The organism is Paenibacillus nicotianae (assembly GCF_042681745.1).
In the GTDB taxonomy this organism is placed as follows: domain Bacteria; phylum Bacillota; class Bacilli; order Paenibacillales; family Paenibacillaceae; genus Saccharibacillus; species Saccharibacillus nicotianae.
Map to the genome: position 1 here is coordinate 1,350,499 of NZ_JBHUGF010000010.1, position 15,013 is coordinate 1,365,511.

Consider the following 15,013-nt stretch of genomic DNA (forward strand, 5'->3'; position numbering starts at 1 on the left):
ACTCTTACCTATTTATCGGACTTTATTATAAACAGAACTAAGTGTTCGTTAACGATAAAAAATGATGATCAAAAGCAATATAATCCGAGGAGGTTCATAATGATGATTAGTGATAATACATTGTACGATTGCATTATTGTAGGAGGAGGAATAGCAGGATTACAGGCTGCTATTCAGCTAGGAAGATATTCTGCTCATGAGGTACTGGTAATTGATGCAGGGCATGGACGTTCTACATTATGTCAGAACTACGGAAATATTTTAGGTTTTCCAAATGGGATATCAGGAGAAGAATTACGCAAAATCGGACGCGAACATGCTGAACCATTGGGTGTACAATTTCATGAAGATCGAATTTTGGAAGCGAAAAAAGAAGAAGATCATTTTCTGCTTAAAGGAGCACAAGGAGAAAGCTATAAAGCTAGAACGTTATTGTTAGCGACAGGCTTAATCGATCGATTCCCTCGCTTACCGGGGTTGGTCGAAACATTAGGCTACAGTGTGTATGTATGTCCAGACTGCGATGGATATGAGATCGAAGATCGCCGTACTGTGGTGATTGGTGCAGGTGAAGCTGGCGCTCAAATGGCTTTAATTTTGTCAGAGCGTACCTCAGACCTTATCTATATTAATCATGAATCCAAACCATTTCGTCCAGAAACGATGGAACGTCTACAAGAAAAAGAAATATCATATGTTGAATCGGCTGTCGATACGGTAAACTATCATGAAGGCGGTATTATCCACAGTGTAGAGTTAGAAGGCGGTCAAGTGATTGAAGCCGAGCGTGGTTTTATCGCTTTTGGAGGCAATCATGTAAATTCAGAGCTTGCCGAGCAATTAGGGGTAGAGACTATTCATAATCATCATATTGAGACCGATCCACGTTCCAAAATGAGTAATATTGAAAATGTATGGATTGCTGGAGATTTGGGTGCACATTCAGAACAAGCGAATATTGCAATGGGTGAGGGAGCACAAGCCGCTATTTGGATTAATAAAACATTATCTAAAATGAAAGCAACTCGCAAAGAACAAACAGTACGTTCATAATAGTATCTTTTTATAATATTCTAGAAAGCAAAAGACGATTTACAGTGTCTTTTGCTTTCTTTTGTGAAAAAGGTTGTGTTAAAATTAAAGTTGATTAATATTTGATTTGTCAGGTGGGGTGTCCGATTGCGTTTATATCCTAAAAAAGGATTCAGGCTTGTCACCATTGTAAGCACTATCATTGTTTTCTCTATTCTACTTACGATGATTATTTCAATTTATTCCGCCTATATCGTTAGCAAACAGGCACTGATTAATAATTATTTAGATAATAATTACCAGCATGCCACTGAACTTGCAAATGCCGCAGGTAATATATTAGGTACTATGCAAGAAAGTGTAGATGCATTGGCTACAATATGGCAACGTGAAAATAAAATCGATCAAGATTTGTTAGAAGATTTATATTCTAATAACAAAAATTATTTTAATTCGATTGTAATTGTAAATAAAGATTTGATTGTAAGCAATACAGTACCGGCTACATCAGGTGTGAGAGCAGGGCAACATTTGAGTGGGCCTATTAACAATATGTTATTGGACATTCGTATTCCTCATATCACCGAGCCTTTTCTAAGCAAAGATGGTAGATGGATTGTTTTAGTGACTAGCCCTTTGTTTGACAAACAAGAACAGTATTACGGTTATATTGCGGGAACTATTTATTTGCAGAAGTCTAATGTATTACAAGGTATCTTGGAACATGATTACGAATCTGATGGCTCTTATGTATATGCTGTAGGCCCTAAAGGTAATATTATTTTCCATCCTAATCTCAAATTAGTAGGAGCTAACAAAGCCGCCGATGAAGCGGTGTGGAAAGTAATGGCTGGTCTGGCAGGGAAGATTGAATTTACAGATCAACAGAATCAGACGTTTTATACAGGATATGCTTATAATATGAAAAGCAGTTGGGGTGTGATTGTACAAACACCTGCATCGGTGATTGATGTTCCGCTACGAGAATTACTTCAGAAAAGTATTTTGCTATCGTTACCTTTGCTATTGATTACGTTAGCTGCGGGTTGGATTATTACCTATTTGGCTGTGCGTCCTTTGCAGGTACTAGCAGATTACTCTAATCGAATGGTAGATGATTGGAAAAGTGAAGCATTACCGCCTATTCGCTCTGGAACTTATGAAGTAAAAGTACTGTATCAAAGTATCCGCTTTACCACCAGACAATTGCAGAAATATATTGTGAAGTTAAAAAATGAAACAGCACTCGATGGTCTAACAGGTCTTGCTAATCGGCGTAACTTTGATTCCACATTGGAAACATGGTGTATCGGAGATGAATCTTTTGCAATGGTGATGTTAGATATCGATCATTTCAAACGAGTAAATGATACGTATGGTCATTTAACTGGAGATCGAGTGATGCAATTTCTAGCAGTCACGATGCGTAATGTATCTCGTGAAGGTGACGTTTGCTTTCGCTACGGTGGAGAAGAATTTGGAATCTTACTACGTGGATGTAATGTCACCCGCGCGTATATTGTAGCTGAACGATTACGTGAATTGCTTCATGGTACTTTGAGTCCTTCAGGAGAATTAATTACAGTATCCAGTGGTGTGGTAGCGTTCCCTGAACATGGCAGAACACCAAATGATTTGATTAGTCATGCAGATGAAGCTATGTATACTTCCAAACGAGAAGGCAGAAATCGCACAACTATTTATCAAAAAGAACTATCTCAAGCGGATAAAGAAAGTGAAGTAAAACGTTCGGAAGAAATTAATGCGTAACAGAAATGTATGCATATCAAAAGCTCGTTCACTGTATAAGGTGAGCGAGCTTTTTTGTGTAATTTGGTTAAACGACATCTGTACTATTGGATAAAGTCGGAAAAATAATTTCAAATACAGTCGCATGATAATCACTATAAGCGGTAATCGTTCCTTGATGGCGTTCGACTATACTTTTCGTAATAGCAAGCCCTAATCCACTACCTTGTGCATAAGTAGAACGAGACGAATCACCACGATAAAAACGCTCAAAAATATGAGAAAGATCTGTAGCTGAAATGATAGTTCCATAATTAATACAACGGATATTGAGAGATTCATGTTCTTGAGTGATCTGAATATCTAATTTTTTGCCATGATGCCCGTAACGAATCGCATTGGTAAATAAATTTTCAAATAAACGCACTAATTCTTCAGCATTACCAAGAATAGTGGTTGATATGGCTTCGACGGTGATCTGATAATTCATATCTGCTTGTTCAAATAATGGCATACATTCTTCAGCCAGTTGCGCTATTAATTGGTGTAGATCGATTGGCTGTAAAAGAGGGGTTATATCATGGAAGGTGATCCTTGTATAATCCAGTAGATCGTCTAGCAATTTCTGTACTGTCAACGACTTCTCATAAGCAATATGCACATAATAACGAAGTTCAATTTCATCGCGATATCGGTCTGCTTCAATATAACCTAGAAATCCTATTATCGAAGTAAGTGGTGTACGTAGATCATGAGATACACCTGTAATCAGATGATGTTGTGCATGCAATGCTGTTCGTTCTTCCTCTACCGCATGATGAAGTTGATCCATCATCTGATTCACATGTGTAGCTAGATTTCCTAATTCATCTTTGGAGGATACCTGCAATCGATAATTCAATTCACCATTAGCAATCTGTGTCATACCTGAAGATAACGAATAGATCCGTTGCATCGTATGTCTGGATAACAGATAAAAAAATAAAATAAATAGTGGAATGAAGGCAGTTACCATCACAGGAGCAAATCCGATCGTATTCACACTCCACCGCATGATACTTACATAGAATGGTGGCGATGATTGAGCAGGATGCCACCATAATAGAAAAATAACCCCATAATAAGCGCTCATTATGATCAAGGTTGCACCACTCATCGCGATCAGACTAAATATAATCATTTTCCAAAATAATGTATCGTATCGCTTAAAGATCATCTTACTGCCAGCCTTTCTTTAGGAATGACACTCCATTTTGTAACCGATACCCCAAATCGTTTTGATATATTGAGGTTGGCGGGGATTTGACTCAATTTTTTCACGTATTTTACGAACATGTACCATAATAGTGTTGGGTGAATCCATATATTCTTCTTTCCAGACTTTTTGATAAATATGCTCTGTGCTAAATACCTGTCCGGGATGTCTGGCAAGTAAAAGCAAAATAGCAAATTCGCGTGGAGTTAAATGAACATCTTGTTCATCGATCATGATTTCATGCGTAGATGGATCTATTGTTAATCTGCCGAGACGAATCATAGGGTCACTCTCGATATTGATTGAAGAAGTGTATGTATGCGTTCGGCGTAATTGAGACTTGATACGAGCTACTAATTCTAAAGGATTAAATGGCTTAGTAACATAATCGTCTGCGCCTACACTAAGTCCAGTAATTTTATCCATATCCTGTCCTTTGGCAGACAACATAATAATCGGAAAATGAGACGATTCTCGAATATGCATACAGGTCTGAATCCCGTCCATCTCTGGCATCATAAGATCAAGCACCATCAGATCAATAGTATGAGTAGCAGCAATCTGTAATGCTTCCTGTCCGTTGCAGGCAATCAGTAATTCGTAACCTTCATGTTGTAAATAAATCTGCATTAATTTGATAATATCTGGTTCATCATCGACTAGTACAATTGTTGCCTGAGCCATTATGTTCATATCCTTTCTATCACTAGTGTTATGCCAACAAGCATACATTTGTTATATGAATAGGATATGAACCATAGCTATAGTTTAGTTTTGTAAGCTCTTTTTATTTGGAATATGCTTCTGTTACAGGCAGATTAGTATTTGTACTTGGTGTAGATCGTGCTACAGGTAAGCTTCCAAATGCGATCCAAGCATATGGTATATATTTGGCTGCTAACGTGACAGTGATCCATGAACAACCTAATGCTGTGACGAATCCACCTCCATACCAGATATGAGCGAACCATGATTGACTTGGCTGAGGAATCCAACCACGATAAAGAAATAAGAAAAATGGATGAATCAAATAAATGCCAAAAGACATGGAACCAAGATGAGCTAGCATACGACCTAACCATGAATATCCATCACGATAAATGATAAAAGCGATCTGAATAAGCACTACAATACTCGTTAATGAATACAGATTATAGAACAGCTCATACCATAATGTAGAATATGAGCTGTTATACATACGTGTCTGATACCAGAGAAAGACATGAACCAATCCTGATCCTAACCAGATCGTCCACAATAAGCCTAATCCCACTAATCTACCGGAAGTAAAAGAATCACGCTGTATAACTATCCATCGTTTAAGTTGAGGATAAAATATCCCGATCGTCGCACCTAGCATATAGTATGAAAAATAAGATAGCGACCAGCTACCTCGATTGTCTAGCTGAAAACTATACTTATTAGCTATAATAAATCCCCATTGAATCAGTAAACTTAATGGAATCAACCACTTTGTTAGCTTGGAATAACGCTTGAATATCCACAAAAACAATGGAAATATCAGATAGAACTGCATATTAATAAATACAAAATAAAGATGGGTATACGCTTTACCGGTGAATAATTTGCTTACAAAACTGTTAATCGTATCAGTTAGTGATCGATCAGGATAATACATAAGATGAAGCATCACAAAGTAAAACAGAGAGAATGCAATATAAGGAACAACAATATATAACATACGACGCTGATAAAAACGGGCAATGAGCTTACGGTCTACTGGACGATCGATATAGTTGTAGAACAAGACAAAACTACTCAAAGCAATAAAAGTCGGTGTACCAAATTTCATAAAAATATTCAAAAAGTTATACAGAAAATAATAATGCGACTCTAGCATTTGTACGGTTGCGTATGAAGTGGAATGAACAGTGATCACTCCTAAGATAGCGATAGCACGCACCACCTGTAACGCAGGTAATTGTTCTTTTTTAATATAAGTGCTTGTGGAATTTGTATTCATCGTTAAGGTTTCCTTTCCTAATTGCTTCTATAAATAGAGCACGAAGATAAGCTCTACTTTTATTTAAAAAGAAAAACCTTAACTTTTTGTCGAGATGAAAACTAAGAAAAGATGAAGAGTTTCTTAACAAATATTCAGAAATTTGGGCTAGCTTCACTAACGTTATTAATATGTTCTATATCTGTATCAATCTTATCTATAAGCGAATTCATTGACCTTGAGCCTGATTACGTCTACATTTATGTAACAATACCAATTAAGTAGATAGGAATTAACAACATTAGAAAAGAAAAGGGAGGACATGGAGGATGAGTGAACTTGCTGTTGCTTTATCTTTGCCGGATACACTTGAATCCGACCTGATTCGTATTCGTCGCGAGTTGCATGCTTACCCTGAGGTTCTTTTCGATGTCGATCATACAACTGCACTGATTATAGGACTGTTACGTAAATGGGGGCTAGAAGTACAAAGTGGAGTTGGTAAGCATTTTGGTCAAGGCGTAGTCGGTATTCTGCATGGAACAGAAGCAGGCGAGACTATTTTGTTACGTGCTGATATCGATGCTTTGCCGGTTCAAGAAGAACATGATTATGCTTATGCTTCCCGGCGTGAAGGTTATATGCATGCATGTGGTCATGATGCTCATACAGCAATGTTACTTGGAGCTGCTAAAGTATTAAGTCGTCATCGTGAACAGATTCGGGGAACGATCAAATTTGTGTTTCAACCTGCGGAGGAAGGGGCACTTCGTTCTCCACTAGATGATCGATGGATAAGCGGTGGACGCGACATGATCGAAGATGGCATTTTACAAGGAGTGTCTCAATCTTTTGCAATGCATGTCTGGCCTGACCTTCCTGTAGGAACTATCGGAATACACAAAGAGACAGCAATGGCGGCATCCTGCCATTTTGCTGTTCATTTTCAAGGGACTTCCGGTCATCACAGTGCTCCGCATTTATCTTCCGATGCGATTATTATGGCAGCACGATTTGTGAATGATATGCAGATTTTTATGACTACAGGGATCAATCCTGCGGAAGCCAAAGTGCTATCTTTTGGAACGCTGCATGCCGGAACAGTGAAAAATGTGATCGCAGGCGAAAGTGAAGTGACCGGAACGTTTCGTGCTTTTCGCACTGAAACAGTTGAACGTATCACCAAAGCCATTGTTGATTATGCTCATAGTATCGCTTGTCTGCATGGTGGAAAAGCAACCATTACACAGCGTACCGGTACAGTGCTGAATAACGAAGCTTCCGCAGTTTATAAAGCAAAACAAGCGGCACAACCTATTTTCGGTACCGAAAATGTGTTGGAATTAGAGCAACCTTTTCTTGCAGGTGAAGACTTTGCATTATATACCCAGCATCGTCCAGGTGTATTTGCTTTTATCGGGTGCCGTCCTCAGGAGGCAACATCTGCTTATCCACTACATCATCCAAAGTTCGATATCGATGAAAGTGTACTCCTGTTAGGAGCCAAAATGCATATTCAATTTGCACTGAATGCACTAGCATAATCTCTTCTATATAACATTCTGCTATCGATAACGAATGATGTTCCACAAATATCCCTGATCACATGATGAAAGGAATAACTTATGACAGCTATCCAAAGAAATAATAGACAGTATCGATTATGGTTGACTGTAAGTGGTGTACTGATTGCAATATCACTGGTACTATCCGGTTGCGGTGGAGTCGTAGAGAAAAGCAATGCACAAGGCAATACGATAACGACAAATGGTGGTACATTAACTTATGCATTAGCAACTTCACCGGATACGCTTGATCCTCATCGAAGCGGTCTAGCCGTATCGGTAAGGGTTATGCGTACACTATATGATAGTCTGGTCGTACAGACAGAGGACGGTTCGATCAAACCCTGGCTTGCAGAATCGTGGACAGTATCCAAAGATGGCAAAAGTTATACATTTAAATTGCGCAAAGATGTAAAGTTCCATGATGGAACCCCATTTAATGCAGAAGCAGTCAAATTTAATTTTGATCGTGTGATTGATCCAGCGACCAAAGCAGCAAATGCGCTTGCACTTATTCGCCCCTATACATCGTCTAAAGTGATTGATGAGTATACAGTTCAAGTGAATTTGTCTACACCTTCTGAAGCTTTTCTAGGCAATATCAGTCAAGCCATGCTAGGGATTGTGTCACCCACTGCAATAAAAAAAGAAGGGGAACAATTTGGCAAGCAACCAGTAGGTTCAGGGCCTTATCAATATGTCGATTGGAAAGATAACACTTCGATTGAAGTGAAAAAGAACCCTGACTATACATGGGCTCCGGCAACAGTCAAAAATACAGGTGCACCTCATATAGACGGAATTATATTTTCAATTATTCCAGAAGAAGCGACCCGTATTGGTAGTGTGCAAAGTAAGCAGGTACTTGCCGCAGAAACAGTACCTCCGCAAAATATTTTGGCATTAAAAAATAGCCCTGATCTGCAATTACTACAAGCTAATACATTAGGGTTACCATACACATTATTTATTAATGAACGTCATGCTCCCTGGGATAATATCAAAGCAAGACAAGCTCTACAATCTGCTATCGATGTCGATGCGATTGTCAAAACGTTATATCTGGGCACGTATGAACGTGCATGGTCAGCTCTAACGCCTGGCATATTGGGATATGATGAATCATTGGAACATAAAATCCAACCTGATCTCGCACATGCTAATGCTCTGCTGGATGAATTAGGATGGGTCAAAGGGCAAGACGGCATACGTGTCAAAGACGGTCAACGTCTCACACTTAAATATGTAGACGGCTCACCTAATCGGGAAAAACGAAACGATATTGCGGCGATGATTCAACAGCAATTAAAAGCTGTCGGTATTGATGTACAAGTGAATATTACCAAAGACATCGCTACTGTCGTCTATCAAAATGGAGAATATGATCTGTATGGCAACAGTCAGGTCAACTCTGATCCGAATGCGCTATCAGCGTTCTATCATACAGCCGATCCATCTGCACGCCCCACATTACCAGGTCTTTCTGATCCGCAAATTGATCAATGGCTAGAACAAGGAGCAGTTGAGAAAGATAAAGACCAACGTGCTACCATCTATCGCAACATACAACAACGGATTAGCGAACTAGCAGTGATTATTCCTGTCTATATTTTCCCGTATACGGTTGCGACATCTCAGACAGTACAGGGCATTTCATTTGATTATTTAGGGTATCCACTATTTAATGATGTGCGTATCGGAGGATAAGGAGGATGTCCACATGGTACAGACGATTATTACACGTATCATTTCGTCGCTACTGGTTATTTTAGGATCATTAACACTGGTATTTGCAATCTTTTACCTGTTACCGGGTGATCCTGTTCTATCGATGATCGATCCAACATATGCCACTCCTGAAATGATAGAGAATCTGCGCATCCAGTTAGGATTGGATCAACCGTTTTATATTCAATTTGGGCATTATCTAACAGATATGTTACGTGGTGATTTTGGTGTATCTATGGTCAATTCTGATCCGGTACTTCCCAAAATTTTGGCGAATTTCCCTTCCACATTGATCTTAACTTTGGCTAGCACTTGTATCGCGGTGTTGATCGGCGTCGTACTCGGAATATTGTCAGCTATTCATCGTAATGGTTGGATCGATATATTGGCTCGTACGATCGGATTGTTCGGTATTTCGATGCCTACATTCTGGTCAGGTATTTTGTTAATCTTAATCTTCTCTATTCAACTGGGGTGGTTCCCGGCGATGGGGTCTGACGGTATATCTACGCTTGTATTACCAGCGATTACACTAGGGATCGTTGGAGCAGGATTTGTGATTCGAATGGTACGCAATAGCATGTTAGAAGTGTTAAACGAGCCTTTTATCACTACTTTACGGGCAAAAGGAATCTCGCGTCATGTCATCATGTATAAGCATGCACTACGCAATGCTTTGATTCCTGTGGTGACTGTAGTCGGTATGCAGATCGGGGAAATGTTAGCAGGAACAGTAGTAATTGAGACTGTTTTTTCCAGACAAGGGATAGGGCGTATTCTAGCTGATGCGATTATGGCGCGAGATATTCCGGTAGTACAAGGAGTCGTTTTTTTTACAGCTATTCTGTATGTCGTTATCAATCTATTGGTTGATATTTCGTACACTTATATTGATCCTCGTATCCGGCGTTCACTCACGTAAATGATGCTAGCATGATTGAAAGGAGGATATTGATGAAGCAGATCACACCATCGGCTACACTAACAGCAGATTGGGAGTCTCAGCAATCTCAATCAAATGTCATCCAGAAATGGTCATGGCAAGCAGTGACCAATCGTTATATGTGGTATGGTGCATTACTGATTATTGCATTTATCATCATATGCGCGCTTGTACCTCAGTGGATCGCCCCATACTCGCCTGTAGAAATGGTAGCTGATCGCATTTTACAAGCACCGAATACGATCAATTGGCTAGGAACAGATTATTTTGGCAGAGATGTATTCAGTCTGGTTGTGTATGGTGCTCGGGATTCATTATTGATTGGATTCAGTTCGGTTCTGATCGGTGTTCTGGCAGGCGTATTGCTAGGGACACTGGCAGGTTATAAAGGCGGCATACTGGATACAATTATTATGAGACTGATCGATATTTTAATGACTATTCCAGGTGTGTTGTTAGCGTTAGCGATTGCTGCTGCGCTTGGGCCGGGATTGATCAATATTATTATAGCGATCTCTGTATCAGCGATACCCGGTTATGCTCGTGTCATACGCGGACAAATGGTGAGTCTACGCAGTCGAGGTTATGTAGAAGCTTCCCGTTCTCTGGGCGCTTCAGGTCTACGTATCGTATGGAAGCATATTCTTCCTAATGCCATTTCACCGATTCTTGTAATGGCTACACTAGGTCTGGGTACAGCGATTCTAACAGGGGCGGGACTTAGCTTTTTGGGATTAGGAGTTATTCATGAAATTCCAGATTGGGGAGCACTATTATCTCAAGGCAGAGGATACCTCACTGTAGCATGGTGGATATGTACATTTCCTGGATTGGCGATTACTGTATTTGTACTGGCGATCAATATCATAGGAGATGATCTTAGAGATCGATTAGATCCCAAAAGCTCTTATCTAAAATCATAGCCCATACTTATATGTATATCGTAAGCAAAATTAGAGCGTATATGCTACACCAAAATCCACTTGAAGGATATGGTTGTAGTGTATACGTTTTGTTTGAGTTCAAAAAGATTGTTTCTTTCTTGACTGTAAAGGGGAATAATGACAAGATTTATTGCATATCGATTAGAGCAAAAAGAGGGGGAAGGCTATGGAGTACTTTATCGCTGTACTTGTATTACTTTTAATGATTGGTATTTCTAATATTTTGAATCGTCTGGTTCCTCTGGTTCCAGTACCTTTATTCCAGATAGCACTCGGGATTATCGTCTCGATTGTAGGCGTAGAGTTACCTCTTGATCCTGAACTATTTCTTGTGTTGTTTATTGCACCGTTACTATATAACGATGGACGACGGACACCAAGAGATGAATTATGGAATCTGCGGGTGCCGATTATTGCGCTAGCATTTGGGCTTGTATTTGCGACGGTGTTGATTGCAGGGTATGCGATTCATAGTCTTATTCCAAGTATTCCTTTACCGGCAGCTTTTGCATTAGCGGCTATTTTGTCGCCTACCGATGCGGTTGCTGTAGGCTCACTTGCCAAGCGTGTACATTTACCACAATCGATTCATCGTCTATTGGAAGGTGAATCTTTACTTAATGATGCTTCGGGTCTGGTTGCTTTTAAATTTGCAGTGGCAGCTACAGTGACAGGTACTTTTTCATTATGGCAAGCTTCATTTAGCTTTATACTTGTAGCGCTTGGTGGATTGGCACTTGGAGCATTGATGTCTTTTATTCTGATTCGTTGTCAGGTATGGTTGCGACGCTGGGGAATGGAAGATATTACAGTTCATGTCTTGTGGCAAATCTTAACTCCATTTGTAATCTACTTGCTGGCTGAAGAAATTGGTGTATCCGGTATCCTGGCAGTTGTTGCCGGTGGTATTGTACATGCGATGGAACGGGATCGTGCCGAATCGGTGCAACTTAAAATGCAACTGGTGTCTACCAGTACATGGTCTGTGCTTGTATTTGTGCTAAATGGCTTGGTGTTTATGATTCTGGGCGTACAGATTCCAGAAGTTATGGGCACTATTTTCCAAAATGTTAATTTTAATAATGGGCGTGTGCTTGGTTATGTTGTTCTGATTACGTTACTTCTATATGTACTGCGCTTTATCTGGATCTATGCTTTCTGGAGTGTTCGTTATTTGTTACAAACACCTTCTGAATCCAATCGACCTAGTCTAAGAGGGATATTATTAACTTCTTTATCTGGAGTTCGAGGAGCATTGACATTAGCAGCCGCTTTTTCTATTCCATATGTGCTCAATGATGGAACAGCATTTCCTGAACGGGAATTAATTTTATTTATTGCAGCAGGTGTTATTTTGCTTAGTCTGATCTTAGCAAGTATCTTCTTGCCGTTATTATCTTCTGATCCTGAACCTGTCGTTACACTAGCAGATAAAAAGAAAAAATCAGAAAAAGATATTCGTCTGAAAATTTTAGAAGCAGCCGTACAATCGGTTCATTCCAATATGAATGATTCCAATCAGGAAGCAGCCCGTAACTTGATCGCTGAAGTCAAAGGATATATGTCCAAAAGCGATGCTTTCCAAAAACGTATTATGGAGATCAACGGAATGGGCCCGCAGGAGATGGAAATTTATTTACATGGTATCCATGCTGAACGAACAGAAGTAAGACGATTGCGTGATCGTGCTGAGATTACCGCTGAGATGGCTATGACGTTTGAATATCGATTAGATCGTCTGGAAACGGTACTTCGAGATCGATCAGATACAGGGATCGCGGAATGTCTGGATAAGTGGAAAGGGATGATTCCTCTTGCCAATGTAGAACATTCGGAATCACAAGAACCTCAAGATGAAGCAGCCCGAACGCATATGCTGAAAAAGCTAAAATTGCATACATCAATTGCTGCGATAGAATCTATTCAAAAACAGATTAATCCAAGCAATCAACTAGCTTCTAATAAAATTATCGCCCGCTATGAAAAAGTAATTCATGCGATTCAATATCAGACCGGGCAAGCACTACCTGATATCACACTGGATAAAGGAAAGCTTGACCTCATTACTACCGCTATCCAAAATCAACGTGATAAAGTACAAGAACTATATGAAAGTGGCGAAATTGATCGTCAACATGCTCGTAAAATGCGTCATTTTGTTCAGGATTTAGAAAAATGGATACTGATGGAAAATTAAAATATGTCAAATTTAAGGCAAAACAATTTTTTTACAATAAATGGTTATCAAATTCGGTTATCCTATTGCAGGGTTGGGTAAGTTATGAATAGGAAGTAGTCGATAGATAGATCTTCTATATTAGAGAAGACTTATCCAAATGAAACGTTTATCCCGAAGCATGATCTAGAGTTACATCTAACGTTATGCCTGGGGATAAACGACTATTCATTTGAAAATAGAGAGAATGAGAACGGCAAGTGTTCTACTATGGACTATACTGTGCTTATTTTGTGCACAGTTAAAAATAGATATTCTTTCTAGAGCTATGTCAATCGATTGTATTCCGTATTGATCACTAACTATAATCCTACTGGAGGTAACATGATGAAAAAATCAACGACTTTTAAAAAACCTATTTTTGCTTTAGTTACATTTGCAATTAGTGCGTCTTTGCTTTTACCAGGTGCCGCTTCAGCAGCAGAGAGTTCTAACATGAATGACAGTTATAGTTTGGGAAGCAATGGATACTTAGCCAATACAGGCTGGGCGGGCATGAATACATCCAAAGATACAATGACAGGTGAAACTCAAGATTCTGCACAATCTATTTTCTATGATACCAATTCATCGTTCGGTTATAACTGGGCTTATTCTAAAGACATGACAGGTACACAATATTCACCAGCGATCTCTTATGGTTGGAATTGGACACCAGGTTATGAGAACGCAGGTAATTTCCCTGTTCAAATTTATAAAGATAACGAAAACAGACGTAATAACAACAGTTCAAGTTCTAGCTCACGCCAAAGCCAAATGAAAGATATCGATACTTCTGTAAGTTATTCAACAGAAGGAGCAACAGGCGATTACAGCACTGGTTACACTGTATTTATTCATAATACTCAATGGGCTGGAGCAGAGTCCAAACCGTCTGCGATTGTAAAATTAGTAACATCTACTTCACAAAAAGCTTCTACTGTTATGGAAAATAAAAATGATTCTACAGCAACCACCAATGAAGATCTGACCACAACTACCGCAACATGGGGCGATTCTCTAGGTACGGTAAGTCTAGATGGCGCGAATTGGGATGTATATCGTAAAGGTATGAACAGCGATATGGAAGGTCAATCGAACTTTAATACGATGGATGGCAATGTATATACTTTTGTTAGAACAGAAAATGCAGATAGCGTAGACTTAAACATTTCTGATTTTATCAAAAACTTGCTAGATCGTAACGAATTGAAATCTTTTGATTATGTAAGTGGTGTGAAATTCGGTACCGATGTAATGAGCGGTAACGGTAAATTAACAGTATCGAACTGGTCAATTAACGCTCAATAATATTTTTATTATTCTAAATTAGTATCTATACATTCATATAAGTTGAAATAGAATGAAGTGCTTTTCTTACCTGAGGGGAAGAAGAGCACTTTTTTTGTATATTTAGACTATAAATTCATAATGGAATTATATGGTAATTAGGAAATAAAAAAATAATTCATTTTAGAAGTTATATAATATATTCCGCATAAGTGTTGATAAGTATCAATATGATATATAAAAAAAGAGATGAAAACGTTAACAATTTTAAAATTATAAACAATTAAAATCCATAATTACCAATTTACACCAGTAAAAAGTTTGAGTAT

General features: G+C 38.9%; 11 protein-coding genes. 8 read left to right on the forward strand and 3 right to left on the reverse strand.

Annotated features, from left to right (window positions below; all coding sequences use genetic code 11):
- Positions 1-102 precede the first annotated feature (102 nt).
- A complete protein-coding gene (locus ACFSGI_RS10250; RefSeq protein WP_204824982.1) occupies positions 103-1,053 on the forward strand; it encodes an NAD(P)/FAD-dependent oxidoreductase in 951 nt (316 codons plus the stop codon).
- A 204-nt stretch (positions 1,054-1,257) separates the two neighbouring features.
- On the forward strand, positions 1,258-2,802 hold the full coding sequence (locus ACFSGI_RS10255) for a sensor domain-containing diguanylate cyclase (protein ID WP_379283130.1): 1,545 nt from the start codon (positions 1,258-1,260) through the stop codon (positions 2,800-2,802).
- Positions 2,803-2,869: 67 nt separating this feature from the next.
- Here ACFSGI_RS10255 and ACFSGI_RS10260 read toward each other — a convergent pair whose 3' ends face one another.
- The 3 genes from ACFSGI_RS10260 to ACFSGI_RS10270 all read right to left on the reverse strand — a co-directional run bounded on the left by ACFSGI_RS10260 (position 2,870) and on the right by ACFSGI_RS10270 (position 6,020).
- On the reverse strand, positions 2,870-3,997 hold the full coding sequence (locus ACFSGI_RS10260) for a sensor histidine kinase (RefSeq protein WP_204824039.1): 1,128 nt from the start codon (positions 3,995-3,997) through the stop codon (positions 2,870-2,872).
- Between the two features lie 18 nt (positions 3,998-4,015).
- Complete coding sequence (locus ACFSGI_RS10265) at positions 4,016-4,720, reverse strand: response regulator transcription factor (protein ID WP_204824040.1); 705 nt, start codon at positions 4,718-4,720, stop codon at positions 4,016-4,018.
- A gap of 103 nt (positions 4,721-4,823) precedes the next feature.
- Positions 4,824-6,020: an acyltransferase gene (locus ACFSGI_RS10270; protein ID WP_204824041.1), complete on the reverse strand. Its 1,197-nt coding sequence runs from the start codon at positions 6,018-6,020 to the stop codon at positions 4,824-4,826.
- 308 nt (positions 6,021-6,328) lie between these two features.
- Between ACFSGI_RS10270 and ACFSGI_RS10275 the strand changes: the two genes are divergently transcribed.
- The 6 genes from ACFSGI_RS10275 (at position 6,329) to ACFSGI_RS10300 (ending at position 14,705) form a co-directional block, all read left to right on the forward strand.
- Positions 6,329-7,543, forward strand: a complete 1,215-nt coding sequence (locus ACFSGI_RS10275; protein ID WP_204824042.1) for a M20 metallopeptidase family protein — start codon at positions 6,329-6,331, stop codon at positions 7,541-7,543.
- Between the two features lie 81 nt (positions 7,544-7,624).
- On the forward strand, positions 7,625-9,271 hold the full coding sequence (locus tag ACFSGI_RS10280) for an ABC transporter substrate-binding protein (RefSeq protein WP_204824043.1): 1,647 nt from the start codon (positions 7,625-7,627) through the stop codon (positions 9,269-9,271).
- Between the two features lie 13 nt (positions 9,272-9,284).
- A complete protein-coding gene (locus ACFSGI_RS10285; RefSeq protein ID WP_204824044.1) occupies positions 9,285-10,214 on the forward strand; it encodes an ABC transporter permease in 930 nt (309 codons plus the stop codon).
- Positions 10,215-10,246: 32 nt separating this feature from the next.
- Positions 10,247-11,158: an ABC transporter permease gene (locus ACFSGI_RS10290; protein ID WP_204824045.1), complete on the forward strand. Its 912-nt coding sequence runs from the start codon at positions 10,247-10,249 to the stop codon at positions 11,156-11,158.
- A 187-nt stretch (positions 11,159-11,345) separates the two neighbouring features.
- Positions 11,346-13,376: a Na+/H+ antiporter gene (locus ACFSGI_RS10295; RefSeq protein WP_204824046.1), complete on the forward strand. Its 2,031-nt coding sequence runs from the start codon at positions 11,346-11,348 to the stop codon at positions 13,374-13,376.
- Positions 13,377-13,742: 366 nt separating this feature from the next.
- Positions 13,743-14,705 (forward strand): hypothetical protein, encoded by a 963-nt coding sequence (locus ACFSGI_RS10300; protein WP_204824047.1) that lies wholly within the window; start codon positions 13,743-13,745, stop codon positions 14,703-14,705.
- Positions 14,706-15,013 lie beyond the last annotated feature (308 nt).

What these genes read in the sequence shown, in the direction of transcription:
- ACFSGI_RS10270 (WP_204824041.1), bottom strand. Translation starts at nt 6,020, where the DNA reads ATGAATACAAATTCCACAAGCACTTATATTAAAAAAGAACAATTACCT.
- ACFSGI_RS10290 (WP_204824045.1), top strand. Translation starts at nt 10,247, where the DNA reads ATGAAGCAGATCACACCATCGGCTACACTAACAGCAGATTGGGAGTCT.
- ACFSGI_RS10275 (WP_204824042.1), top strand. Translation starts at nt 6,329, where the DNA reads ATGAGTGAACTTGCTGTTGCTTTATCTTTGCCGGATACACTTGAATCC.
- ACFSGI_RS10280 (WP_204824043.1), top strand. Translation starts at nt 7,625, where the DNA reads ATGACAGCTATCCAAAGAAATAATAGACAGTATCGATTATGGTTGACT.
- ACFSGI_RS10300 (WP_204824047.1), top strand. Translation starts at nt 13,743, where the DNA reads ATGAAAAAATCAACGACTTTTAAAAAACCTATTTTTGCTTTAGTTACA.
- ACFSGI_RS10265 (WP_204824040.1), bottom strand. Translation starts at nt 4,720, where the DNA reads ATGGCTCAGGCAACAATTGTACTAGTCGATGATGAACCAGATATTATC.
- ACFSGI_RS10285 (WP_204824044.1), top strand. Translation starts at nt 9,285, where the DNA reads ATGGTACAGACGATTATTACACGTATCATTTCGTCGCTACTGGTTATT.
- ACFSGI_RS10260 (WP_204824039.1), bottom strand. Translation starts at nt 3,997, where the DNA reads ATGATCTTTAAGCGATACGATACATTATTTTGGAAAATGATTATATTT.
- ACFSGI_RS10255 (WP_379283130.1), top strand. Translation starts at nt 1,258, where the DNA reads ATGATTATTTCAATTTATTCCGCCTATATCGTTAGCAAACAGGCACTG.
- ACFSGI_RS10295 (WP_204824046.1), top strand. Translation starts at nt 11,346, where the DNA reads ATGGAGTACTTTATCGCTGTACTTGTATTACTTTTAATGATTGGTATT.
- ACFSGI_RS10250 (WP_204824982.1), top strand. Translation starts at nt 103, where the DNA reads ATGATTAGTGATAATACATTGTACGATTGCATTATTGTAGGAGGAGGA.